Here is a 25,794-nt window from a genome sequence, read left to right as displayed (position 1 = left end):
GTGTAGCGAACTGGGGGATCAATATGGGAAATGTGGCAGCGTTCGGACGTGTAAAACGCCAGCCTGATGCTTCGGCTGGAGCTGGAACACACGATAGCACCGCGCCCGACAATGGGTTCGACCCGACCCTTTTGCAGTCCGATGGTTTTGTCTCGAAGATTGTCGAACGAGTGGTTCGAAATCCTTATCGTATCATGGCGTTTCTTCGGCGCTATTTCCCAATTCTCACAATCGGCAACTGGGCAATGATCACCCGGTTCGATGACGTGGCAGAAGCGCTTCAGAACGACAAAGCCGTTGGCGTGCCTTTCGGCGATAAGATCAAAGCTCTAAACGATGGTCCAAATTTCGTTCTCGGCATGGCAGATGGTCCGGCCTACCAAGGGCTTCACGCTGAAACGGTGCGCGTTTTCCCTCGTGAGGACAATGAGGAGATTGTCGGCCCGCTCGCCTATAAGGAAGCAAAACGCCTTCTGGATGAAGGTGAGGGGCGCATTGATGGGGTGCGCGGTCTTCTGACTTTGGTCCCGACACGGATATGCGAGGAATATTACGGCCTTAGGGTAGAGGATAAAGCCGGCTTCGGCCGCTGGACAATCGCCATGAGCAGCTACATGTTCGGCAATCCCAATGATGATCCCACCCTCGAAGAAGCTGCCTTTGCAGCCGCGGCTCTGGTGCGTCCAATCGTGGATGAGGCCATTGCAAGAGCGAAGGCTGAAGCAGCAGGCGATACCATTGTTGCAAGGCTGGTCCAGAGGCAGACGGAAGACCCTGCGGCCATGCCCGATAGCATCATCCGGGCGATTTTGATTGGAATGGTGACAGGTTTCGTGCCGACCAACACTATGGCATCGGGCCATATGCTCGACCTTTTGCTAGGTAAATCGGACTGGATGCGTCAAGCGCGCGAGGCGGCACGCGCAGGCGATGATGACCTCCTCAAACGATGTCTGTTTGAAGCCATGCGATTTTGGCCGCTTAACCCTGGTCCCTTCCGGGTGGCGAGCGAGGATGTGGTGATCGCACGCGGCACCCGGCGCGAAAAGCTGATCAAAAAGGGCACCAAGATGCTGGTCTCAACGCAGTCCGCAATGCACGATCCGCGCCGCGTTGATAATCCTGAGATTTTTGATCCTGCCCGTGATCAAACCGATTACATGCTGATGGGTTTTGGCTTGCACTGGTGTATCGGCGCGCCGCTTGCCTATGCGCAAATCACGCAGACTTTCAAGGCGTTGCTAGAGCGTGATAATGTGCGCCGTGCACCGGGCACAGACGGGAAGATGACCACCTTTGGCCCCTTCCCTGAAAGCCTGTGGGTGCTCTACGATTGAGGTAAACTTTAGGTCGGATCAATCATTCCCATGCCGATCATCCTGAGGCTCGTCATGCTGGGGATGAAGAAATATGCGCCGCCTTTGGCTTCTACAAACTGCGGCATCTTTGAGCAGACGTAAGGCGCACCCTCCCCTTCGACTTCTGGATCATTGGGGATCACAAATTTGAGATCATCTGTCTGCCGGATACCAAGCAATGGGCAAGTGTCATTGCCCGCATTTGAATCCATTCCGTAATTGATCCATTGCTGCTGAACGAACTCAAACTGACGTTCCAAACTTGAGCAGCAGATCAGCATGATAATGCCGCGTTCACGCTCGCCTTGATCGTTGGATGCGTCATAAGGCAGGCCCCGGCGCAAAATGCGCCTGCGATTAACCAGGATTGTTCCACTATGGTCCTGCGGCCCTAACATGTCGCGCGGATGCACTCTGCGGATATGTGAACTCATAGGGCATGCCGCGCCTTCCTTGTCGTTGATATAGACAAAGCGCGAGAGCATCGCCCGCTTGGTCATGCTGTCCTGATAGCGTTTGTTGAAGGCAATCCAATCGTCGTATGTGGGCGCAAGGCTGAGCGGGACGCCGTCTTGCCAACGACCAGAGAACTTGGCGAACAAAGTCGCGCGAGCCTCGTCCTGATCTGCGATCCCGTAAACCTTCGCAAATTCGGGAACCGTTTTATCGATATAGTCCTCGAAGTCTTCGACCTTCTCCTCCAGCTTACGATACGCCATAAAGGTGCCATTGGTGCTAAACAGGTTTGGACGCGCCGCTGGAGGAGATTCTTTTGCTTCATCGGGATAACCGAGCAGGAATTCACCGGTCGCCAAGGGCTCCCAATTGTTCTCGTCTTCGACCGCCTCGGGAGTGTCCAGTTTGCCTGTGAACTTGCCATTTCCGACTTTGCGCACATTTTCATCTTCGGGCCGGAATTGCCCCTCGAACACCGGGTCGCTGATCCCATCAACATAGCCGAAGTGCTCAAGCGGCACGGGCTTGTATTGCCCCGTCTCTGGCTCTTGCATCAGGCGCGCGCTCATGTCCTGATAGTCCTCGGCGCCAACCCCGTGGCCCTTAAGGATACGCACTCCGCCCCTCTTGTTGCATTCGCTGCGGATTTCTTCAGTCAGCTCATCCAATTCAGGCACCGGGGTGCCCGTCACAGGGTTCATTTTGGAATTGAGCAAAACCATGATGTGGACCGCCTCATCGCTGCCCGCCTTCGCCTCGTGCTTCCAAACCTCATCCCAGCGATCAAGCGCTCCCTTAGGCGATGTATCACCTAAAATCGGCGCTCTTGCTCGCATGCCCTGCTGGAATTCAGCAGGCATCATGGAAAGTGTCTTAATTGGCACGCCTAGCGCCACGAGACCGTTGAAGGTGAATGCAAAGTTTAGTGTGACCGGAGGACGCGTTGGCGGCTCGACATCAGTTTTGGGCGCATAGGGATTGTCGCTTTTCCAGCGCACCGCGGTCGTCACGCGGTCATAGAAAGTATCGAGAAACTCGCGGCCTTTTTTCGCGTCATCCACATGCAGGAAAATCGCGCGGCCTTTTGGGAAACCCTGCTTGCCATAAGCGGTGAGGATATTGCCCTGAATATCGGCAAGGCGCAGCGCAATGCGTTCGTGTTCGGCCACTTTATCTTTAGTCGCGCTCATCGATAGACCTCCCCAGCCGGATGGCGTGGCGTTGATTTCTTGGGTTTGTTCTCGTCCAGATAGGCCCCAAAGGCTGAGTGCAATTCTGCAGGCTCGGACGTCTGATTTTCGATCACAAACTGACCAAATGTGGTCTGGAGGTGAAGCCCCTTGAGAACGGAGATAAGATCAGCATTGGGCGGCGTCGGAAAGCGCCTGTCCCCATATGCCTTCAAACGCATCGCGACAAAGCCAAATGCGCCGCCGAACAGAGCTACAATTGCCGGGAGGATCGCAGCATAGAGACCAAACTGACTGTAAAACAGCACCCCAAAAAAGGCTGCCATTGCAAGACCCGTCAGCAGCGCGCCGATGCCAAGGCCTTTGAATGTCAGCGTTGGAAGGTCTTCGGGCTCTTGTGCCCAATACCAGTTAAACGGCATGGTTGTCTCAAGCTCGCATTCCTTAATGTAGTCAATAAACTGCGCGGCCGTGGTGATTGTTTCGGGGTTAAAGCCAACGCAGTTTCTAAAGATTTCAACCAGATCGGTCTCCATCACGTCCCACAATTCGCGCAAATAGACCGCAAGATCAAAATTGCGCGACCCGCTTGGCGCGTCGAATTCGGCTGCGAATAAAAGATAGGGGTGCTCAAGTTCGGTCCGTGTGCTGATTGGCTTTGCAAATTGCAAAGTTTCAAACACAGGGTCCGCCGCTTCATAGCCATTGTAACCGAGCCGATCGATCACCGCGAAACGCGCGAAGTGTGTCCTGGTAGATTTCGAGAACGCGCTGATCTCGCCGCTATTGTGGCTGTGAGGGGTCTGCATCGCGGTTGGCATTTGCGCGAGTTTTTTTCGCAGCTCGATCATCGGGGCAGCACGCCCCTTCTCTTCGCCAATTTTCCAAGCTTTGCGAACGGGTACGAGCACGGTGAGGAAATAATAGCCGCCATCAATGCTTGGCATTGGAGACCTCCCCCGGGACATCATCCCCGTCTGCCGTGTTCTCCCACAGCCAAGCTTCGTTGTATGTGTTCTGCAAGGCGTTGAATTGTTGGCGATGCTCCTCCGCGCGATCAGTCGACGTCGAGGCCACAGGAGAGAAACCTTGGGTCGTCAGATCGGTCTGTATACCCAAGCGTGCAGGGACGCCGTGCCGTTCAGCCGTGCCCCGAAGCTTCTCACGATAAGCCTTAGCGAACACTTCAGGGGTGGTTTCTGGATCCTTATAAAGCGCTTCAAGCTCAATCAGCGCATTTCGCACGCGCAGAGCGGACACCACATCGCGGTAAGCTGCGCCGGGGGTTGCGTTATAGTAAAAGTCGCAATTGATCTGATTGGCGCGGATGTAGCGCTTAAAGGGGGTAATTGGGACTGAACCTGGATAGCGGGCGTTCTTGTACCAAAACAAATCAAGGCCTGTTGGAATACCATCGGAAAACGCGTCGATATATTGGTCCCATGTTCCGTTGAAATTCGACAGGAACAGCATTGTGTCCCGGTCAAGCTTCTCTTTCTTATCGGTCAGCGTCGGCCACGCATCCTTGGGGATAATGACCCATCGCGCAAAATGAATGAACTTAAGGCCGATCAGACCTTTTAAAATTCCAGGAAAGCTTCGACCAAAGCGGAACACCCATTTATTGGTCCACCCCAATCGTTTTGCCAACGGGGTGATAACGATCATCCCATAAGCTTTTCCAGCAACATTGGACACTTAGCCCCCCTCTTTTACTACCCACATGCATCTTTCCATAGATGGCAGGGCTCTGGCAAGACGCTGGGAGGGGAATGAGGGACTGTTCTATGAGCGCAGACAATAATCTTGAAGATAAACTGCGAAATTTCAGCATATTCGAAAAGCTCAGTGATGAAGAACTGCACATTGTTGTCAGTAAAATCTCCCTCGTCCGATTCGAGCGCGGAGAGACCATCATCGCTCACGAAGCGCACGATACAGATGTATTCTTGCTTCTTGAGGGCCAAGCGCTTGCGAACCGCTTTTCGCTGGCTGGACGCGAGATCAGCTATCGGCGTCTTCCCGCCTATTCCTATGTTGGTGAGCTTGCCGTCTTCGATGGACAACCGCGTTCAGTGAATATTGTGGCGCTGTCTGAAGTTGAGATGGGCCGGCTCAGCGGTGCAGCCTTCCGGGAGCTGATGCTTGAAATCCCCAGCGTGACGCAGGCGCTGTTGCGCGATCTTTCAGGCCGTATCCGCGATCTCTCAGACCGAATTTATGAAACCACCGCGAGCTCTGTAAAAATGCGCTTTTACACAGAGCTTATCCGCACAGCTATGGCGCACGAGCCGGAGGGGGAGGAGATTGTCCTTCGCAATCCCCCCACCCATGCCGAATGGGCGGCCACGGTAGGCGGGCAGCGTGAGACGATTACCCGTGCGATCAGCGAACTCACCGGACTTGGCCTTTTGCGCAAACAAGGCAGAAGCTTGGTTATCCCCGACCTCAACGGTCTGATGGATCAGTGCGAAGACGTTTGAGTGTCACCGCTGAGTGAAACTGCGATTTTTGGTGACGTGGGGCGCGCAAAAAAAGCTCCCCGCAAAAGACGGGGAGCCAGGCTTCGGGTCGCTAGGGCCAGGAACTCGTGGCCCTGATGACGGTGATACAAACAAGGTGTCACCGGCTCTGTGCAAAAAGTCACTTACCGAGATTTTCTCGGGCTTTCTCTCGGCCCTACGCGGAGGAGAACCTCCATTCTCCCCCGTAATCAAGTGGTTAGCCCGCACCAACGGTTGCGCGCATAAAGCCGAGATCAGATGAGTTGAAGTTTGCGATGTTAGGCGAGACAACCGGTATCTCACTCGATCTCGACCCCCAGCCATCTTGCCAAAGTTGCTGAGTATTCATCGACTGATGTTGTAGGCAAAAGCCGCCCTCGCCCGACTTGATCATCGCTCTCAACCGATATCTGCGGCGCTGTGCCATAAAACTGTCCGCCATTGACGCCGCCCCCCAGAATGAGGTGATGCCCGCCCCAACCGTGGTCAGAGCCATCGCCATTTGAGGCAAGCGTTCGGCCAAAGTCGGATGCTGTGAACGTCGTCACCTGCTCCGCCGCGCCGACCTCTTCCATCGCGCGGTAGAAGGCATCGAGCGAGGCATCGATGCCTGCCAAAAGGCCCTCGTGAGTACCGATCAATCCATCATGGTTGTCAAAGCCGCCGGTTGCCACAAGGAAGACCTGCCGTGAAACGCCCAAGGACTGACGCGCTGCAATGAGCTGCGCGACGATCTCAAGTTGGCTTGCAAGGCTGCTGTTGCCAAATTCGGTGTTAAGGCTGACATTGGACACGGCATCGTCGATAAAGCCAGAAAACTGGATCGAACGCGCGTTGGCCATGGCATAGTCATTGCCGAACACATGGCCATTACCCGCTGTCAAAAGTGTTCTTAAAGCGTCACTCGCCGCCTGTGATCCATAGAGCCTTCGGTCAAGGGCTCTGATAGTGATCGCTCCGTTGCTTGATATGCCATAAGGCTGGATTTGATCACCGGACAAGAACACAGCATTGCCGGTCGCGTTGATCGCGGTGAACATAGAGTTGGTGTTGCTGCTCGCTGCAAGATCACCAATCCGCCCGCCCCAACCAGACACCGAACCCTCTGGTGAGCCCGACTGCCAAGTGGATTGCTGATCATTATGCGAGAAGAGCTTTGCAGGCCTTGGAAAGCGGGCCAAATCATCGCTTTCAAACTGCTGACGCGTGATGGGAGCAATGAGCGGCCCAACGTTTAGCAATGGCGCCATGACCCCCTCGTCAAAACGCGCCTTCAAGCGCGGCATCGTGGGCGCAAGCGCCAGCTGCATATCGTCAGTGAGCGTTTGTTCTTGCAGCGGATTGAGCACCTGGCTCGCCAAGCCGTCGCGCCCAATCGCAATGGTATCTCTGATCTGAGCGTAGCGATTATAGTTCGTTGTATCGAACGGGATAAGAGTATTCGCGTGATCATTGCCGCCAAGCAAGAATACACAGACCAGCGCCTTATAGCCGCCCGAATTGTCAAAAGCTGCCGCATCGCTCAGCCCTGCAAGCCCCATCGCATATCCAGACGCGGCCCCCATAACGGCGAGCTGGCTGGAGCGATGCATAAAGGTGCGGCGTGAAATTTCGTTTGCTTTGCCAATGTGAAACATGTCTCGCCCCCCTTATTGCTGGACCAAATAGTCGTTTGAAATCATGACAAGCAGAACCGCCCGGTGGACTTGTGCAAGCTTGTCATCCTCGCTGCTGTCTGCGGTCACTGTTTGAGCGTTCAGCGCATCAGCGATGGTCGTTCGGGTGGTCTGCGACAATTGACCTGCTGTTAGCAGCAGATCGAGCCTATCGATAAGTGCATCGGTGTCATCGGCAATCGCAACCTCGTCGGTGTAGGTAGCCTTCACATCGAACATCCAGCCGCCAGTGCCGTTGATGGAGCGTTCCATAAAATTGACGTAAGCGGCTGCGGTGGTCTCATTCACCAGTTGGAATTCTGGCGCGACCAAATCGCGTTCACCAGCCTGCGAATTGGACGGTATGAAACCGGGGCGGAAGAAATTGAAAACCGAAGGCGATCGCAAGGGTGATTGGCCTAACCGGTTCGAGCGATCCGACAGGTTTTGCATAAGCCACGCGGTCGTCTCAGACTGAGCTCCAAAGGTGCGCCCCCATTGGGCAAAACGCAGCATCGGTTCACGCAGCTTGCCAAAAGTCGGGTCTTCAAGGCTCTGTTCAGACAGCGCTTCATCATCAAGCAGGATCGCCTTAAACACCGCGCGAAGGTCTCCGCGCGTGCCTGAACCGTTGTTGTTGAAGACCTCGGCTACACGCTGAACATAAGCAGGCGACGGATTGCTCGTCACTAACCTTTGGATCATCTGCTTACCAAAGAATGGTCCAACATTGAGGTGGTTGAACAAAGTGTCCATCGCAATGCGCAATGAATCCTGCGCGCTGGTCCCTTGGGGAATGGTCGTGCCTAGAAACGTCTTTTCTTCCAACGAATGTTGATCCCCGCGATTGGGAATGTGGAAGTTGTTGTTCGCTGTCATTGGATTGCGCAAAAGACGCGCTTGGGGGACGTTCAAATTGGGCCGGTCGGAAGGCGTCTCAAAGGCAATGCCCCCCTCATAGCTATATTGATAACCGGTGAAGACCTTAGCGATGCCAGTCACATCGTCATTATCATAGGTCTCTATCGGATTGCCTGATCCATCCAGCTGCTCCGTCCCATCAATATTGAGCTCGAACAGCCCGATGGAAAACAACTGCATAACCTCGCGGCCATAGTTTTCATCAGGAACACGGCCTGATGCTGGATCAGCCTTTTGATTGCCAAGCGTGTTGAGGAACACGCCCATCGCAGCATTGAGAGTGACCGCCTCAAGCATATCGCGAAAATTGCCAAAAGCGCCCTCTTTCAGGATATCCCAATAGGCGCCGATAGCAGTGCTGGGCCAAAGCTGGATATTGTTGAGCGAGACGACAAAAAACTCGCTCAACGCCAATGCGACACGCTTGCGCACTGAATTGCGTCCAGAGAGCAATTGGTTCCAGATCATGTAATCAGCAGGATCACTCCGGAAAAACCAAGCGTCCTCATCGATCTCTTCAAAGCCCAGGCCAGTCAAAAACTGCTGTGCTGATCGCTCGATCGTCTGATTGATCTCATTGTCGAGCCATCGTTCATACCCTTGCGAGCGCATCTCGGTGATGTCGCCGGTTGAAACCGACAGCCCAGCCTGAAGCGCAAAGCGCGCCGCTTCTTGATCGCTTTGCGGGGTAAGAACCGTGGGTGCAGGTGTCCCGCCACCTGTTGGAGGGGGAGAAGCGGTATTGCCACCCGATCCGCCTCCACCGCCGCATGCAGCGGTGGCTAATGCTAGTGTGGAAACTGCCGCGAGGGCTGATCTGTTTCCAGAGCGTTCCTCGCTCTCTTGCTCGCTTTCGCTGCTGAAAGTGTTGTCGACCTCTCCCTCAAGGTCAGACCATTCTTGCAGATTTAGCTGCTCGTGATCGGTCAAATCACTTCTCCTGTGTGCGCCTTGACCCGCGCAACATTGTTTGTGCGCAAACTAAGCTTGTTAGTCAAATCAGGGAGAGACCGGATGGGGCGCATGAGCGGCGGTTAGCCGGCGCAAGTCAACTCCCCTCGGGCAATCACCGAATCAGATCGCTTACACCACTTCAAAAGTGAGGCCCGCGTTCTGAACCAAACGCTTACGCAGCGGCTCGCCCATTAGCGATGCGGGGGTCCAAAAACCGCCCTGAGCCTTACCCTCATCGGCGGCACCAAGAATACAAATCGCCGATTCAGCGAGCATCTTGGCAGTCGAGCCATACCCAGGGTCGCGGTCTCCTGTGACGAGGACACGGCGGACAGTTTCGTCTGATATAGTGCCCGCAAACAGCAGCTTATAATACCCGTTCTTTTGCTCCTCGGGCGATGGCCCTTCACCAGGTTTTGGAAGCAAAAACATCTCTGCCAATGCGCGCGTGGGGCCAAGAGAAAGCGCTCCCATAAAGCCGGCCATCCCGGCGAGCATCGCGATCGAGGCAAGGCTGCCTTTAACGCCATCGCCTGTCATCGTGTATTCGCTGTAACGAAAATCTGCACCGTATCGATTACCCTGCAAGGCGTTGGAGCGATGAACATTGCGCGTGTTAATCGCAGCCATCACGAAAGGCGCGCACCAGCTTTTGAGGCTTGCCGAATAGTACCGCGCGCGCCCTTCCTGTGCGGCGGTGTATCCATGTCCTTGTGGGCACAAAAGGTAGGGGTTGGCGAGCTTCTTCCTCAGGGTCGGATCAGCTTGTGCTTCTTTTAGAAGGTTGATTACGCTCGCGATTGTTCCACCGCTGAAGCTGCCCTTGGCGGCCTGAACACCCATCTCAATATGCTCACAGGTTTGCCCAAACTCTGCCTCGACCTGTTCCTGCAAAAAATGCACACCAAGGTCCGAGGGAATAGAGTCAAAGCCGCACGAATGCACAATCAAAGCACCGCTGGATTTTGCAGCGTCCCCATTCTCTTTTTGCATAGCAGAAATCCATTGGGGCTCGCCTGTGAGGTCACAGTAATGCGTCCCAGACGCCGAGCAGGCTTTGACCAATGCGTCTCCATAAAGCGCATATGGTCCAACGGTCGAAATCACCAACCGCGTCTCAGCACACATGGCGTCGAGTGATGCCTCATCATCGGAGTTTGCCACAAGCGCCGGGAGGTCACTTGCATCAGGTCCCAAGCTCTCCTTGAGCTGCGCCAACTTTGCCTCAGAACGCCCCGCCACAGCCCAGCGAAACGGACCGTTCACGCCGTATTGACCCAGGACATAATCTGCTGTGATCGCTCCTACAAAGCTGGTCGCACCGAAAATAACGAAGTCGAATTGTGCTGTGTTCATCCCAGGGCCCTAACCTTTTTGGAGTTCCACGATGACCTAAAAGCAATGCGTGCTGCTTTGCAATGCACGCCGTTGCTCATAGGGTAAGTCTATGGCGCCGCTTCCAATGATACCGATCTGTATTCTTGCAGGAGGCACATCGCGGCGATTTGGCTCAAACAAGGCCCTTGCAAAGCTAGGTGACAAGATGGTCATCGCGCATGTAATTGATCGCCTCAGGCCACAGACCCAAGCCACTATTTCGATAAACGCCAATTCCCCAGCGCCCTTCGCACAATTCGAATGTCCAATTATCGAGGACAGTCGTTGGCCAGACGCTGGGCCGCTTGCAGGCATCTTTTCGGCTCTTAGTTGGGCAGCAGATCTTGAATGCACTGAAGTGGTCACAGTGGCAGTGGATCAGCCATTCGTGCCGCCAAATCTGATCTCAGATTTGAGTGCAACCACCGCACCTTCAATCGCATCGAGCAAGGGGCGCGCCCATCCAGTGAATGGCATCTGGAAGACCAACGACTTGGGGCTGCTCGAAGCCTATCTTGAAGGCGGCAAAAGGTCTGCTCATGGATGGGCAGAAGAATGCGGGGCAACCCTAACCGATTTTGGAACCTTACCCGGCGATATCGACCCATTTTGGAATGTGAACACGAGGCAAGATTTGGCGGAAGCTGTAATCAAGCTTCAAGAAGGTTGAGCGAGCCCCGTAAACTTCAAGCATTTGAATAGTTTTGGCTTGCCCAAGACGCATATTGGGCCTCTATTGTTTGCCTTTCATCTGATGCGGCGGGGGCATTGAGGTCTGGTGGAACAAAACGCAAGAGAACTGGTCGAAGGATCAAGCTTCAAGGCCTTCATCAGCTATAGCCACGCGGACGCCGATATTGTTCGCAAGCTTCACTCTCAACTGGAAAGCTATCGCCTACCCAAAGGCCTCGGCGAAATAAGCTCTCAAAACGCAAGCCCCCAAAACAATAGGCCAACCGGCCTCGGAAAAATCTTCCGCGACCGCGAATACCTTTCTGTTGCCCAAGACCTTTCAAGCTCAGTCAAATCGGCCTTGCAGCGTTCCGAAGTGCTGGTGGTGGTTTGCTCTCCCCAAGCAAAGGCGTCACAGTGGGTAGAGCGCGAAATCCAATACTTCCGTGCGCTTCATCCAGACCGCCCTATCCTCGCCGCTCTCGTTGAAGGAGAGCCAAGAGACGCTTTTCCCAAGGCCCTAATCGAAGACGGCGTCGAGCCGCTTGCCGCGGACCTTCGCAAGCAAGGCGATGGTTGGAAACTGGGTTTCTTAAAGCTGGTCGCCGGGATCGTCGCGGTGCCACTGGACGCCTTGATCCAGCGCGACAGCCAACGCCAAACCACACGCGTGATGGCCGTCACGGGCGTGGTCGGTGTCTTCGCCCTATGTATGATGGCCATGGCATTCATCGCAATCCAAGCGCGCAATGAAGCGCAGTTCCAGCAGGCTCAGGCCGAGGAGCTTGTCGCGTTTATGATGGGCGATCTGCGCTTGAAGCTTGAGAGCGTTGGGCGGCTGGATGTGCTTGAAGATACGAATGAAAAAGCACTTGAGTATGTCGAGGCGCAAGATGACCTTGGCGAAGGAACACCAGAGCGCCAATTGCTCTTGGCGAAGATATTGGATTCGATTGGCAGAGAGATGCTTCGCCGGAAGGATGTTGAGGGTGCGCGCGAGCAATTTGCCAAGGCGTTTGCAATCACAGAAGAGCTCTTGATCAACGACGCTCAAAACCCTGCGTATATTCTTGCACACGCCTGGTCAAAGAACCGCATGATGACGTCGGGTCAAAAGCTTGGATTGGTCGAGAGCTTAGACGATGAAGCAGACTTCATACTGGATGACCTTGCCTTGATAAAGGAGTGGGGACAGGCCGAACCCGATTGGTTGAGGCTGGAGGCGCTCGCCAATGGCAACCGCTGTGCGACAGCGACTTTCTCAAAAGAACTGGCCCCGGATACCGAACAGAACTGCACTCGCGCTATTGCGGCGGGATCCTTCTACGAACGCATTGATAAAAGCGGTCAGGCCTCCTTCGATTTGACCTACAACACATTTTGGTACGCGCAGTGGTTGGGGAAGCATGGCAAAGTCGTGGAGGCCCAGCAACAGTATGAGACTGCGCTCGGCCGAACCAAAAGCACCACAATCAAGCCAGCCAAAGAGGATGCGCGCTTATTGCGGCAAAGAATGGAACTTCTTGGTGCATCTCTGAGCTGGGATGATGTCGAGAGGCCTCGAAATTTATGTGAGGCCATCGCGATAGGAACCCGACTTTTGGAGATCGAGCCAGAAGATGATGACGCATTGAGTTTATTGGAACGTTACAAGGAAAGAAAAGGGGGTAGTTATGAACGCTGTTTATGAAGTGATCGGTTATCAATATTCGCACGATGGGACCAACTATGAACACAAAAGCGTGGCTCTTTACAGGAGCGATGCTTTAAAGGCTCGAGAGCTCGCGTTAGAGATGGCGAAAGGCGTGAACGGTGACCTCAATCAAGCTCCAAAACAGACACTACCGCTTGATGAGGTGCTCATACCCAAAATCAAAGAAGGCATGCAGCAGTGTTGGATCGTCATGGATCTAAGCGGCATTGGAAACGATTTTTTGAAGGGGCAGCCGATCAATCCAGTACCCTATCTGGTAAAAGGGGCGCAGAAGAACTTTGTGAGCGTTGTAGCTCATGACAAAGATTATTTGGTTCTCGAAGTGAATGCACAGACGATCCGGGAAGCATCGAAAAGCCTGAAGCCAAAACATCTCATTGATTATGTTCCCGTGTATCTGAACATTATCGAAGAGCACACAGGTACCACATTGCCAATGCTTCAACATCCAGTGAGCTTCACCGGGATCCAATCTCAAACGATTCAGGCTGGATACGTGGACGATCACGAACATGAAGACGCTGACGCAAAGTTGTTTGGGCACGGCGGTTTTCATCCGCCCGCTCTCAACGCAAACGGCAGCGTGAGCATCGGGCTATTCAATCACGGTGGCTTCCACCCACCAACCCTTTTCCTAAACCTATAACTGAGCGGCATTTTGGCGTGACACCAACCCACCAAACCATCCTCTCCCTTGCCCGCGCTGGTAATCCGGTGCGGGCTTGGTCGTTGTTTCAGTCCAGTGGGCTGAACACGGTTGAGGATGATGCCAAGGTGCTCACGCTTAAGGGACGTCTCCTCAAAGACCTTGCAAGACGGGCGCAGGGGGATGAGCGCAATCGGCTCTATTCAGAAGCCTCTGATGCGTACCTTGCAGCAAATGCGCTTGGCGAGGATAGCTATCCGCTCATCAATGCAGCTGCTCTTGCCTGTTTTGCAGGAGATCATCCGCGCGCGGGGCGGATTGCTCAGGATGTGCTCAGACTTATCGAGAACAACCCTGAGGAAGGCGAAACGGCCTATTGGCGCGAGGCGACGCGGGCTGAGGCACACTTGCTCGTGCGGCAAATGGATCAAGCCACTGCCGCCCTTGCGCTTGCCTATAAGAAGCTCCCGTTCGCCCATGAAGATCAGGCCGCAACACTTGGTCAATTTGACCGCATCCTTGAGGCGCAGGGCGAAGATGCGGTTTGGCTCGAACCCTTCCGCGTGCCCTGCAGCGTCAACTTTGTTGCATCGGGCACGGTGAACAAAGACACCCCCCACCAAATCGCAGCAGCCCTAGAGGCGGTCTCGCCTGGATATGGCTTTAGCGGTCTTCTTAGCCCGGCTGATGTGATGTTTGCAGAAGCGATTTTGGAATCGGGCGCGGAACTTTCTGTGACACTGCCTTACGAGGCAGAAGAGATTGTCTCACGCATATTTGCTCCTTTGCGCCCAAACTGGGAGCGCAGATTTCATGATGTGCTGGCAAAAGCTGCGCAAGCTGAATTGTTGCCAAGCGCGGTTTCAGAAACGCCGCTTTCATTAAGCCATGCTCAAATCGTAACGCACATGGTTTCCATGGGGCAGTCTTTGCGCCGGTCAGAAGCCCTTCGCAGCAGAGCGCACTCCCTCGTGTTGAACCGCAATGGCTCCAGCCTGCCCCCAAGCCTTGGGCTTTGGCAAAGGGCAAACTTACCGATGGTTTCATTGAACGCAGGCGAAGCAGCCGCTCCCAACAGCGATACGGTTTTCTCCGCTTCCGATTTGAACGGTCTCGTACTTGCAACTCAGCCAGAGGCATTGATGCGATTTGCCGACGAGTTCGGCCTTCACACCAGTGATGGTGATAACCGCCCAGTCTGGCGTGGGCCCATTGACGCGGTGTTGGACGCAGCGCTTGCCTGCGCAAATGAGACAGATGCAGTTTTAGCGGTACACCTTGGCCACGCATTCTCGCAGCCAGTTTGGTCAGGCTTGTTCGAACGGATGGAGCGTCTTGCACGTGCCGATCACAAGGCAAAACTCAAAATGGGTACGCAATCGGCAATGATAGCCAAAATCGCGCGGCCTTCGATGCGGATAGAGGAATTGGGTGAGATACAGACCCTCTCAGGCCATGCGCCAATCTGGTCAGCGACGTTTTAAGCAGGTTTCATACTACGAGGTCTTCAAGCATTCCGCGCGACACGATCTTGAGGCAATCAGGATGCCGCTCGATGATACCGCGCCTTTCCAAATTGCTTAACGCCCTTGACCCTGTTTCTCGTGTGGTTTGCGCAACAAGGGCGAGCGCTGTGACAATTGGTGGCGGTGAAACAACGTCGCTGCCTTGCGCTGTTCTCAGCAGCTCTTTGTAAAACCGTCCCATCGCCGACAGGGCAACGCGCGAAGAAAAACGGTCGAGCACCACATCCAATTGCCCTGAATAGATCCGCGAAAGGCCGGCCCCAACATCGCTATGTTCTTGCACGATCTGGGCAAGACGGACCCCAGAAATCTCCAAAGCGGTAAGCGAGCTTAGCGCGCAGATATCATAGTTAAACGCTTGAGACTGTGAGAAGGCTCCGATGATCTCTCCGGGCCCAAAGGAGGAAATGATGGTATTTTGTCCCTCAAATGACATGGCTCGCAGTTGGACTGTGCCATCGAGTATCAGCCAGAAATTGACGCAGTCTTCGCCCTGATGTGCCAAAAACTGGCGGGCCTTAAATTTGGTAAGACGCATTGCATCGCCAAGCACGGCGGCCGAATTCTCATCACAATCAAGAAATCGCCTGAGAATTTGATTTTTCTCTTCGCTTTCCAAGCTTTGAGCGCCCCGTTTTGTTTTCTTGCATGACGTACACTACGGGAGATGTATCACAGATCAATATCCAAACATGCGAGCAGCTTAGAGATTGATAAAAAGGCTACTTTGAGAACGCCTACATTGCCGGGGCGCTTGGTGGCTGGGAGCCAAGCATGGCGTTTAAGCCTCGCAGATAAACCTTGCATGGGGATGCCGCTCGAGCACCTTCGCCAGCCAGTCTTCTTTGTCAGTCTTCGCGACCAAAGCCACGATGCATCCCCCGAACCCGCCACCTGTCAAGCGCGCGCCCACGGCGCCCATGTCCACCGCATCAGCGACAAGCGTATCGATAGGCTCAACTGACATCTCAAAGTCATCGCGCATAGACACATGGCTTTGGTTCATCAGATTGCCCAGAGCCTCCGCATCACCCACCCGCATCGCTGCAACGGCCTCTAGCACTCTCCTATGTTCGGTCGCGCAATGAACCGCGCGTTTGCGCATGGGTTCGTGCAAGTGCGAAGCTGCGATCTCTTTAGGATCAAGCGCGCAAAGATCGTTAGTCCCGAAAAAGGTCTTTGCCCCATCACACTCTACCTTGCGCTCTTTGTAACGCCCGTCGGTGAGCTTGCGCGATACACCGGAATGGAGCACCACAAAGCTGTGTTCTTGTGGTAGCTCAACGAGTTCGTATGAAAGTTTGTCAGTGTCGAGCGCCATCGCCATTCCCGGCTTAGCAATGGCGACGGCGAATTGGTCCATAATGCCGCAAGGGACGCCCAGATATTCGTTTTCCACTCGGCGCGCGGCAATGGCAAGTTCTGCATCGCTGGGATTGGTACCTCCCGCCACATCACGCGCCGCTTTGAGGATCGCCACGGTTAACGCAGCAGACGAGGAGAGGCCGGCCCCTTGCGGGATATTCGACCGGATGGTTAGGTCTGCGCCGCCTTGGACAAGCCCCAATGCGCATGCCTCACGAAGAGCGCCAACGCTGGGGTCCGACCAATCGCCCATTGCATGCTCGCTAAGCCCGCGCTCAACCGGCGCCTCATATTGGTCAGCGGTGATGTGTACACGCTCATCCGAGCGCGGTTTTAACTCGACGCTGACGCCTACCGAAAGAGCCGCTGGAAGAACTGTTCCGCCGTTGTAATCGATATGCTCGCCGATCAGGTTCACGCGGCCGGGCGCACTGCCTTTTCCTACTCTGGATGTCTGTATCACGCCTTGCCTCGTAGCGCTTCAGCAGCGCTTTCTGGCATGACGTCCACGGTGAAGGTCCCTGTGTGTTGCTCGACCGAAGCAAGATATTTGACCCGGCCCTTCGCTCGAAGAAGCGGGTAGAATTGCACGGTGAAGTGATAGCCCTGAGAACCTCCCCGCGGTGCTGCATGGAAGGCCATCATGGTGGCGGCAGGCTGCTCAAACAAAGCATCATAACGCCGCGTAATTTCGCCCAGCCAAAAGGCAAGCGCGTCCAACTCTTCATCGGTGCAATCCCAAGGCCCCTCGCGCCGCGTCTTGGGGGCAAGCCAAACCTCATATGGAAAACGCGCAAAACGGGGCACGAAGGCGGCCACCCCGCCCTCTTCACCAAGGCCATAGTCAGCCATGCATTGAGCGATTTCTGCGCCCAGGTCATAGCCATCGGCAAACGCATCGATTGCGCGTTGTTGGATGACCGGTGCGCGCTCAAATCCGTAAATCTGGCCATGGGGATGGTGCAGCGTCACGCCCACTTCATCTCCGCGGTTTTCGAATGGCAACACATAGTTGCATCCCGTCGCAAACAACGCCTGATAGCGGTCAATCAAAGCCGCAATCAGGACCTGCCTTCGGTCTTGTCCGATGGAATGGAGGCTTCCACTGGCGTCGGGCGCATAAACCACCACATCGCATGCACCCTTGGCGGGCTCTGACGTAATGCCGGTAAGGGCCGCTGCATTAGCGGCTGAATGGTGGAAGGCGGCAAACTTGTTCTCAAAAATCGCCAGTTCAAAATCGCTGAAGGGGATTTCCGTTTCCACCCCGCCAGCCACGGTGGGCGCGAGCGGATCATCCGCCGCAGAAGGCTTGAACGTCCGGTTCTGCCGATGTGCTGCGTAGACATTCCACTCGGCGCGCAAGGGATGGTATCGAATCTCTCCTCCTTGCGCGATAGGATCTGCGCTTTCGGAGGCGGGCACGAGATTATGGGGAGTACGGCCATAAAGGCGAAGCATACGGCCATCGGCCTTGCGATGTTCGCGCAAATAGACCGGCCGCCCTCCAGCTTGACGACCTAAGGCCAAGGCACCGCTCATTGAGCTTGCTCGCGCGCCTGAAACCAAGCCTCAACCTTAGCCCGCGCCGTCTCATCAAGATGCAGGCCCAGCTTACTGCGCCGCCAAAGCGCATCGTCAGCCTCTCTCACAAATTCTGCATCGCACAGGTACTCAAGCTCCCGGGCATAAAGATCACCGCCCAAATGCTCGCCAAGCCCGTTCACGCTGGTCACGCCATCAAGGATGGTATGCACCCGCGTCCCATATGCGCGCAGCAAGCGATGGAGCATGCCCCTGTCCGCCCAAGGATATTGCACGTGAAAATCTTCGACCAATTGCTCAAATCCCAAAGGATCAAAATCACCACCGGGAAGCGGTTTGTCCGCCGTCCAGCCGTCACCTTCACCAATCTTGAGTTTTGCGAGCGCATGTTCAGCAAGCTTGCGATAGGTTGTGATTTTTCCGCCGAAGATAGAGAGGATTTTTGCGCCCTCACGCTCCTCAAGATCGAAGACATAATCGCGCGTTACCGTAGAGTTGTCGGATGAGTGATCATCGTAAAGCGGGCGCACCCCCGAATAGTCCCACACCGCCTGATCGGGTGAGACGTCAGTGCTCAGATATTCATTGGCAGCATCGCAAATATACTGCTTTTCCGCGTCCGAAATTGTAACCTCTGCCGGGTCTTTTTCCCACAAAACATCGGTCGTACCGACGAGCGTGTAGTCGCGCTCATAAGGTATAGCAAAAATGATACGGTCGTCCTTATTCTGGAAGATATAGGATCGATCATGCTCAAACAGTTTGGGGAAGATCAGGTGGCTGCCTTGAACCATTCGTACGTTGTTTTCAGGCTCACCCTTGTTTGCCTTGCCAAGAACGGCATCAACCCATGGCCCAGCTGCGTTCACCACCGCCTTTGCGCGCGCTGTTTCTTCGCCAGAACGTGTCTTAAGGGTCGCGGTCCACATCCCATTTTCATGGCTTAGACCAGTGCACTCAGTGCGCGTGCGGATAGTGGCGCCGCGCTCGGCTGCGTCCATGCAATTGAGCGCCACCAGCCGTGCATCTTCAACCCAGCAATCCGAGTATTCAAAGCCGCTCACCAAGCGCTCTTCGAGAACAGGCGCATGGATCCCTTCCCGAAGGTTCACAGACTTTGTCGCCGGCAGCAATTTGCGCCCGCCCAGATTGTCATACAGAAACAGCCCAAGCCGCAGCAGCCATTTTGGACGTAGCCCTTTGTCATGCGGCAATACAAAACGCATCGGCCAAACAATATGCGGCGCGATTTTGAGGATACGCTCACGCTCAATCAGGCTCTCGCGGACAAGGCGAAATTCGTAGTGTTCAAGGTAACGAAGCCCGCCGTGGATGAGCTTTGTCGACGCGCTCGATGTGTGCGAGGCAAGATCGTCTTTCTCAACCAGTAAGACAGTAAGGCCCCGTCCTGCTGCATCGCGAGCAATACCGGCCCCGTTGATGCCTCCGCCGATAATCAGCAGATCATAAGTGGGTGTCTTGGACATCATGCCTCTTGAAGGTGGTAAATCACCGCTGTGTCAGGATGAAGCGGCGGGGTTTGCATGCCAAATTCCATTAAAGCAGCGCCGGAGAAAATACAGCCTTCTCCCAAAAGATCGCATGGCTCGACCATCGAAGGGTGAGAGGCCGATGGATCAGTGAGCGGCCAGGCCATTTTTACGCGGTAGTGGGACGCGGGATTGAGCCCTGTAAGATACAGTCGATCAGGCGCTGTGCGCGGGCGCGATTCCAAGAGCGCATAGCTAAACAATGCCTCATTGCGCGCGCGATCAACGACCCCGACCACATTGGCATGAGGGGCCGATGCCAGCCGGTGGAAGTCGCCACTATGCAAAAGCTCACGGTGCTGCTTGTAAAGAGCAATTCCATCAGAAAGCACCTTGCGATCCACCTCGTTTTCCTGCGCAAGGTCCACCTCCAAGCCCATATGCCCGAATATCGCGCTCGCTACCCGGAATTCCATCGAGAAACGGCGGCCAGTGATGTGGCATTTCTTGGGCCCAACATGGCTTCCAAGTACTTTCAAAGGAAAGAAATAGGACGCACCTTTTTGGATATTCTGCCGGTCACGAGCGTCATTATTGTCAGAGGTCCAGATGCGATCGGTACGCTGCAAGACCCCAAAGTCCGCTCTGGCACCGCCTGACGAACAGCTCTCAATCTCGAGCTCAGGAAATTCTTCTCGCAAACGGTCGATCAGCCCGTAAACCGCTACTGTTTGCCGGTGCATGACCGCTTTGCCTTCAATGCTGCCGGGATGATGGCAATCGCGGTTCATATCCCATTTGATATAGTCGATCTTATACTCATCCACGAGCGCTGCGATCTTCTCATAAAGATAGTCGGCAACCTGCGGCATGCTCAAGTTAAGAGTGAGCTGATTGCGAAACGTGACAGGCTCCACACCCTTAGCACCAAGCACCCAGTCGGGATGCGCGCGGTAAAGGTCGCTGTCAGGATTGACCATTTCGGGCTCAAACCAGAGGCCAAATTCCATGCCCAGTTCGCGCACACGATTGACGATGGGATGGAGGCCTTGCGGGTAAACTTCACGCGAAACCCACCAGTCCCCCAATCCAGCTGCATCATTGCGCCGGCCACCAAACCAACCATCGTCGAGGACAAACCGCTCTGCACCAACTGAGTGTGCGAGTTCCGCAAGCTCGATAATGCGTTTTTCGTCGTGGAAGAAATACACAGCCTCCCACGTGTTGAAATGTACAGGACGAGGCTTTGCGCTCGTACGCGCGTCGAGGATTTGCCCTAACAGATGCGAATGAAACGCACGGCTAACCCCGCCAACGCCCTGATCAGACCAAGTCGCGAGCACTTCAGGCGTACAATAGCTTTCGCCCTCATCAAGACGGATTTCGCCGGGCCACAGGAGTTCACCCATTTGCAATACGGATCGTCCATCGGGCAGGCGGTCGACACGCGTGCGATGATTGCCACTCCAGGCAAGGTGGACACCGCATACGAGACCTTGCGTCTCGCTCGCACCCGCCACTTTTAGGATAGCGCCTGGGAAGCACTCATGGCTGGTGCGGCCCGCCATGTTTTCTCGAACATAGCTGCCTTGGAATTCCCCAATCGTCTCGGTTTGAAACTCGCCTGCCCAACGGCCTGCAAAGCCCATAATTTCGTTAAGCCTCGGGTCCAGCGGAAGGGTAAGGCCCGCACACCAATCCACACAAAGCACGCCGTGACCGGCGTTATCAACCTGCGTGCGCGTGGTTAGAACGCCGGAAGAAGGGTTGAGTTCGAAGGTGTAGGTCACGCAGACGCGTGCACTTGCATCACGGCATCTGATCTCAGCTGACATACTATCAGGCAGACTTACGCCTTCAACGCGAAGGTCCAGCGCCCAATCTTCTCCATCTCTGCTTGCGCTTAACCCCGGGGCAGAAAGCGTGCCAGTGCCAAGCTCATTCGACAAAGAAACCGCCCGCTCTTGCGCCGCATTGCCGTGGACATACTGCCATTGCGAAAGCGCTTTCAGCTGCGCAACGCTCGCATTTTGAATGGTCGGTCCGGCATAGATAATGGCCGGACGCTCACCCTTTTTTGCCTCGATCACCACAAGAACACGGCCGCCGGTCAATGCAAGCACGCCTTCATCAACCGAGGCAAAGGACTGAACCACCGTATCCACCATTTCCCCGCACGGCTCAGCGCCCACCGCGGTCAAATCGGCTTCCGACTGACCACGGGCGTCCCTTACCCATTGGTCCGGCTTTGCACCTTCACTCATCCAAATTGTCCATCCAAGCACATCATATATCGAGCCGCTTGCTCCCATCACTAACTTGCTAGAATTTCTCGAGCTGGGAAAGTGGTCTTTTGGCCGCCCATGAATTTTTTGGTATTCCTGTGTCTCAGCTCTGAGGTAAGACACTCAATATGTGGGAAGAGAAGATATACAAACAGAATATGCATCTGTCGCCTTTAGGTGGGATCAAGATCGCTTGTTTTTTGCACAATGGCGTTGGCGTCCTGACTTCGAGACGGACCCTCCCCCACTTCACCTTGGTCTATGTGACGCGCGGATCGGGGCGGTATACCGATGAGAAAGGCATCGACGTGTCGGTCGCGGCAGGTGATGCGATTATTGTCTTCCCTGGACGGCAGCATTGGTATGGACCCGAGAAAGGTAAGACCTGGGACGAATTCTATCTTGTCTTCGAGGGTCCTGTGTTTGACATGTGGCGATCAACGGGCTGCTTTGACCGGGAACACCCTGTTTTGCCTTTGAAACCCATGGATTTTTGGCGCGACCGAATTCTCCAAGTCATTGGGCAAAGGCCGGCAAAAACTGAGGCCGAGCTGCTTGCAGAGGCCATCAAATTGCAGGAGCTGCTTGCTGACATGCAGCAAGCAGGGCACGATGGGATGTCGGGCGATATCGAGTGGTTGGAGAATGCAAAACAGGCGATTACGGATAGCATGGACATTCGGGTTGCCGCTCAAACCTGCGGCTTGTCTTACGAATCGTTCCGTAAACGATTCCGCAAGCTGGCCGGCCACTCCCCCGGTCGCCATCGCACGAACATTCTGATGGGTGAGGCATGCGATATGCTGAGCAAGCCAGGAACGCGGCTTCGCGATATCTCGGATAAGCTTGGGTTCTGCGATGAGTATCATTTCTCTCGCCAATTCAGAAAATCCGTTGGATGGAGCCCTTCTGAATATCGAGCGCGCATCAAGATGGATGATGCAACATTTTAGTTTTTGGGATTAACTGAGCGCGCCCAAAGCTATGCCGAACAAAGCGTTGCAGATTTATTACAATACGCCATCACTTTACAATTCACGGCTCGACAATTCCCAAAAAATACATGGCGGTCCAATCCGCCTATGGAAACCCTAATCTCACAGCATCATTCTGCGCCTGTCCTTCAACTGGACCTGCGCTCCACCTCACAAAAACAAAACGGGGTGTGGCCGAATTGGGAGAGAATTATGTTGTTTTCGAAGCGAGCCGTTCTGGCTCAATCCGTAGCGATTGCCGCAGTTGCAGCTGCGACCCCCGCGATGGCGCAGGAGCAATCCGCTGGGGACGCCGTTGCCAGTGATGATGGTGACACCATTATCGTCACCGGGTTTCGCCGCAGTCTTCAAGATGCGATCAATCTGAAGCGCGACAACTCGGCGGTTGTCGACGCAATTTCAGCCGAAGAAATAGGCAAGTTTCCAGACCAAAACGTCGCGGAAGCATTGCAGCGTATCACCGGCGTCGCGATTGACCGTGCTGGCGGCGAAGGTCAGTCGATCACGGTTCGCGGCCTTGGCCCAGAATTTAACGCCGTCCTTTTGAACGGTCGCACGCTCGCAACCGACAACCCAGGACGCGAATTCTCATTCGACGTTCTGTCTGCCGATATCATTCAATCAGCTGAGGTCTACAAATCCTCGCTCCCCGGCCTCCAATCAGGCGGCATCGGCGCGGTTGTGAACATTCAAACCGCCAAGCCGATTGATCGCCTCGGCTTCAACGCCTCGCTTTCAACCGCTGCGATTTACGAGAACCTTTCAGAAGACCTCGGCGCTGACATCAGCGGTGTTGTTTCCTGGTCAAACGGCACCGTTGGCGTGCTGTTTGGTGGTTCGTATCAGCTGCGCAACTCACAGTTCGACCGCAACATCACCAACGGATTTGCCCTTCGCGAGGGCGATGCGGCGATTTTTGCACCGGAAAGCTCCAGTGGCCTTCAACCCGGCGACATTGGCGAGCTTCCAGCAGGTTCGCGCTTGCAACAGCAGGTGATTTTCAGCCGCGACGAACAGGACCGTGAGCGTATCACTCTCAACGGCGCGCTTCAGTTTGCGCCGTCTGACCGCTTCACTGCGACCTTCGATGGCCTGTATTCGCGGCTCGATATTGAGAGCTTTGACCAGCAGTTCTCAGGCTTCTTCAGCCCGCCCTTCATCGATCCACAGATCGATGGCAATGGCACTGTGACCGGTTTCAGCCGCCCGAGCATCGATTTCCAGAACCGCAACCCAGACATTGCAGCGACGGTCGGCCTTTCGCAGAACGACAACGTTCTCACGTCGAACAACCGTTTGGCGGAAACTGTGGCCGTTGGTGGTAACTTCGACTTTGAAGCAACCGACAGCCTGAGCTTTGTCGCTGACATTTCATACTCACGCGCGACGCGTGATGGAACCAACCCGTTCGTGGTGCTCGGCGCGCTTGCTCCAACTTCGCCGTTTATCCAGTCGACGAGCGATTCTGGCATTTCGACGATCACCAACATTGTCGATTCAGATTTCACCAACACCGACATTCAGCGCCTTCACTTCGTGAATGTGAACCGCACCCGTGTGGAAGATGAAGTGTTTGAAGTCCGCCTTGATGGTGAGTGGGAAGTCGATGCAGGCCCGCTCGAAGCGATCACTTTCGGCGGCATTTACACCGACCGTGAGAAGACACAGGACCTGTTCGATAACTTTGCCGCGCCCGGCTTTGGTTCGATCACTTCGGCACAAATCTTCTGCGCTTACTGCGGCTACACCGTGCCATTCGACACATCGATCCTGAGCCCGTTCAGCTTTGACGGCTTCCTAAGCGGCGTTGACGGGGCGAGCACCGTTCCCGGCACGATCCTGACTGCAAGCTTTGAAGACGCATTCGCTCAGCTTAACAGCGCGGCGAACCTGCAAAACCCGGATCGCACCGGTGGCAACACAGCCGAGCTGCTCGACTACCTCAACAGCGGCGGTCTTGACCCTGTGCTCGGTATCTACACGCCATCGTTCAATCCCGGCGGAAGCTTCGCAGTGGAAGAGCAAATCTTCGCAGCGCACTTCAACACCGAATGGGGCGGCGATTTTGGCGGCGAAATGCCATGGGCGGCCAGTATCGGCTTCCGCATTGCGTTCACCGATGTGCTTTCAAGCGGTATTGATCAGCCTGTGATCGAATTCCGTGAGACACCGGGCGATACGCAGCTCGTCACCGTCTTTGGCCCTGCGAGCAATATCGAAGTGCCAAACGATTATGTGAACTTCCTGCCGTCGGTTAATTTCCGTCTGGAGCCAGCGGATGATGTGGTCGTGCGCCTTGCCTATGCTCGCACGGTAACACGTCCAACGCTGACTTCGCTTGGTGTAGCAAACACCTTTGGCGGGCGTTCGGATGCGCCTTTAAGCGGCGGCGGTAACCCACTTCTCGAAGCATTCACAGCCGATAACTTCGACCTTTCGGTTGAGTACTACTTCGACAATCTCAGCTTCGTGAGTCTTGCAGGTTTCCACAAAGAGCTTGGCGGGTTTATCGAAGAATCGACCATTGGCGTTCCCGGTGTGGTCATCTTTCCAGCGGGCAATGGCGGTCTTACCGTCGACACCCCAGTGGATGTGACCTTCCAGGACACGCGGGAGCGCAACGGCCTTTCAGGCAGCATCAGCGGCCTCGAATTCGCGGCACAAAAAACGCTCGACAACGGCTTTGGCGGCATCATCAACTACACTTATGTGACCTCCACACAGGATGATGCACCGGCGGGCGACCTTGGCTTTAACGGCTTTACCCCGCACACGGTCAACGCGACGGCATTCTACGAGGGCGACCGTTTCTCAGCGCGTGTTTCGTACAATTTCCGCGACGGCTTCCTCGTGCAGGAAAACGACGTGCAGAGCGAGCCACGCCAGCGTGAGAGCTTCACGCAGGTCGATTTCTCGGCAAGCTATGAGCTGACCGATCAGTTCCAGGTCTTTGTTGAAGGGCTCAACATCCTCAACGAAGACACACGCGATTTCTCGCGTTTCCCGAACCGGGTGCTTGAGTACACCCGCGTTGGCGCTCGTTACACAGCAGGCGTTCGGGCTAAGTTCTAGGGACTAAAGTCTATCGGGTCGCATGATCGCTGGTAAAACGGCGACATAACGCGAAAGGCGGCGGGCATC

General features: G+C 54.9%; 19 protein-coding genes. 8 read left to right on the top strand and 11 right to left on the bottom strand.

The window, feature by feature from the left end; all coding sequences use genetic code 11:
- Window positions 1-23 precede the first annotated feature (23 nt).
- Window positions 24-1,337 carry a cytochrome P450 gene (locus AC0V61_RS12035; protein ID WP_486157847.1) on the top strand — a complete coding sequence of 438 codons (1,314 nt, stop codon included), beginning with the start codon at window positions 24-26 and terminating at the stop codon, window positions 1,335-1,337.
- Between the two features lie 8 nt (window positions 1,338-1,345).
- Here the strand turns inward: AC0V61_RS12035 and AC0V61_RS12030 are convergent, their stop codons facing one another.
- From AC0V61_RS12030 to AC0V61_RS12020, 3 genes are read right to left on the bottom strand one after another with little or no spacing between them, the layout of a single operon-like run.
- Window positions 1,346-3,004, bottom strand: coding sequence for a Dyp-type peroxidase (locus AC0V61_RS12030; protein ID WP_486157846.1), 1,659 nt, complete (start codon window positions 3,002-3,004; stop codon window positions 1,346-1,348).
- Window positions 3,001-3,951 carry a hypothetical protein gene (locus AC0V61_RS12025; RefSeq protein WP_486157844.1) on the bottom strand — a complete coding sequence of 317 codons (951 nt, stop codon included), beginning with the start codon at window positions 3,949-3,951 and terminating at the stop codon, window positions 3,001-3,003. Before AC0V61_RS12025 ends, AC0V61_RS12030 begins: the two co-directional genes overlap by 4 nt.
- A complete protein-coding gene (locus AC0V61_RS12020) occupies window positions 3,938-4,702 on the bottom strand; it encodes a hypothetical protein (RefSeq protein ID WP_486157842.1) in 765 nt (254 codons plus the stop codon). The genes AC0V61_RS12025 and AC0V61_RS12020 overlap by 14 nt, the downstream gene beginning before the upstream one ends.
- A gap of 89 nt (window positions 4,703-4,791) precedes the next feature.
- Between AC0V61_RS12020 and AC0V61_RS12015 the strand changes: the two genes are divergently transcribed.
- On the top strand, window positions 4,792-5,487 hold the full coding sequence (locus AC0V61_RS12015; RefSeq protein WP_486157840.1) for a Crp/Fnr family transcriptional regulator: 696 nt from the start codon (window positions 4,792-4,794) through the stop codon (window positions 5,485-5,487).
- Window positions 5,488-5,807: 320 nt separating this feature from the next.
- Here the strand turns inward: AC0V61_RS12015 and AC0V61_RS12010 are convergent, their stop codons facing one another.
- From AC0V61_RS12010 to AC0V61_RS12000, 3 genes are all read right to left on the bottom strand, one after another.
- Complete coding sequence (locus AC0V61_RS12010; RefSeq protein WP_486157838.1) at window positions 5,808-7,145, bottom strand: DUF1501 domain-containing protein; 1,338 nt, start codon at window positions 7,143-7,145, stop codon at window positions 5,808-5,810.
- A 12-nt stretch (window positions 7,146-7,157) separates the two neighbouring features.
- Window positions 7,158-9,014 carry a DUF1800 domain-containing protein gene (locus tag AC0V61_RS12005; RefSeq protein WP_486157836.1) on the bottom strand — a complete coding sequence of 619 codons (1,857 nt, stop codon included), beginning with the start codon at window positions 9,012-9,014 and terminating at the stop codon, window positions 7,158-7,160.
- A 153-nt stretch (window positions 9,015-9,167) separates the two neighbouring features.
- Window positions 9,168-10,394 (bottom strand): saccharopine dehydrogenase family protein, encoded by a 1,227-nt coding sequence (locus AC0V61_RS12000; protein WP_486157834.1) that lies wholly within the window; start codon window positions 10,392-10,394, stop codon window positions 9,168-9,170.
- Window positions 10,395-10,485: 91 nt separating this feature from the next.
- Here AC0V61_RS12000 and mobA point away from each other — a divergent pair, with 91 nt between their 5' ends.
- The 4 genes from mobA (at window position 10,486) to AC0V61_RS11980 (ending at window position 14,931) form a co-directional block, all read left to right on the top strand.
- Entirely contained in the window at window positions 10,486-11,085 is a 600-nt protein-coding gene (gene mobA, locus AC0V61_RS11995; RefSeq protein ID WP_486157833.1) for a molybdenum cofactor guanylyltransferase, read from the top strand.
- A 108-nt stretch (window positions 11,086-11,193) separates the two neighbouring features.
- The gene (locus AC0V61_RS11990; protein WP_486157831.1) at window positions 11,194-12,777 is read left to right on the top strand and encodes a toll/interleukin-1 receptor domain-containing protein; all 1,584 of its coding nucleotides are present in this window, start codon (window positions 11,194-11,196) and stop codon (window positions 12,775-12,777) included.
- Window positions 12,761-13,447: a hypothetical protein gene (locus tag AC0V61_RS11985; RefSeq protein ID WP_486157829.1), complete on the top strand. Its 687-nt coding sequence runs from the start codon at window positions 12,761-12,763 to the stop codon at window positions 13,445-13,447. Before AC0V61_RS11990 ends, AC0V61_RS11985 begins: the two co-directional genes overlap by 17 nt.
- A gap of 17 nt (window positions 13,448-13,464) precedes the next feature.
- Window positions 13,465-14,931 carry a tetratricopeptide repeat-containing protein gene (locus tag AC0V61_RS11980; protein WP_486157827.1) on the top strand — a complete coding sequence of 489 codons (1,467 nt, stop codon included), beginning with the start codon at window positions 13,465-13,467 and terminating at the stop codon, window positions 14,929-14,931.
- A gap of 7 nt (window positions 14,932-14,938) precedes the next feature.
- On the opposite strand, the gene AC0V61_RS11975 is transcribed toward AC0V61_RS11980, so the two are convergent.
- The 5 genes from AC0V61_RS11975 to AC0V61_RS11955 all read right to left on the bottom strand — a co-directional run bounded on the left by AC0V61_RS11975 (window position 14,939) and on the right by AC0V61_RS11955 (window position 21,637).
- Entirely contained in the window at window positions 14,939-15,511 is a 573-nt protein-coding gene (locus AC0V61_RS11975) for a Crp/Fnr family transcriptional regulator (RefSeq protein WP_486157825.1), read from the bottom strand.
- A 243-nt stretch (window positions 15,512-15,754) separates the two neighbouring features.
- Window positions 15,755-16,801, bottom strand: a complete 1,047-nt coding sequence (galK, locus tag AC0V61_RS11970; protein WP_486157823.1) for a galactokinase — start codon at window positions 16,799-16,801, stop codon at window positions 15,755-15,757.
- Entirely contained in the window at window positions 16,798-17,880 is a 1,083-nt protein-coding gene (locus AC0V61_RS11965) for a galactose-1-phosphate uridylyltransferase (protein ID WP_486157821.1), read from the bottom strand. The genes galK and AC0V61_RS11965 overlap by 4 nt, the downstream gene beginning before the upstream one ends.
- Window positions 17,877-19,370, bottom strand: a complete 1,494-nt coding sequence (gene glpD / locus AC0V61_RS11960) for a glycerol-3-phosphate dehydrogenase (RefSeq protein WP_486157819.1) — start codon at window positions 19,368-19,370, stop codon at window positions 17,877-17,879. Before glpD ends, AC0V61_RS11965 begins: the two co-directional genes overlap by 4 nt.
- Complete coding sequence (locus AC0V61_RS11955; protein ID WP_486157817.1) at window positions 19,370-21,637, bottom strand: alpha-galactosidase; 2,268 nt, start codon at window positions 21,635-21,637, stop codon at window positions 19,370-19,372. Before AC0V61_RS11955 ends, glpD begins: the two co-directional genes overlap by 1 nt.
- A 149-nt stretch (window positions 21,638-21,786) precedes the next feature.
- On the opposite strand from AC0V61_RS11955, the gene AC0V61_RS11950 reads away from it, so the two are divergent.
- Window positions 21,787-22,611 carry a helix-turn-helix domain-containing protein gene (locus tag AC0V61_RS11950; RefSeq protein ID WP_486157815.1) on the top strand — a complete coding sequence of 275 codons (825 nt, stop codon included), beginning with the start codon at window positions 21,787-21,789 and terminating at the stop codon, window positions 22,609-22,611.
- Between the two features lie 234 nt (window positions 22,612-22,845).
- Complete coding sequence (locus AC0V61_RS11945; RefSeq protein ID WP_486157813.1) at window positions 22,846-25,725, top strand: TonB-dependent receptor; 2,880 nt, start codon at window positions 22,846-22,848, stop codon at window positions 25,723-25,725.
- The last annotated feature ends 69 nt before the right edge of the window (window positions 25,726-25,794 follow it).

Source organism: Erythrobacter sp. JB1-4, from assembly GCF_057365025.1.
Note: the sequence above shows the minus strand (reverse complement) of the source record. Positions and strands in the feature narration are given on the sequence as shown.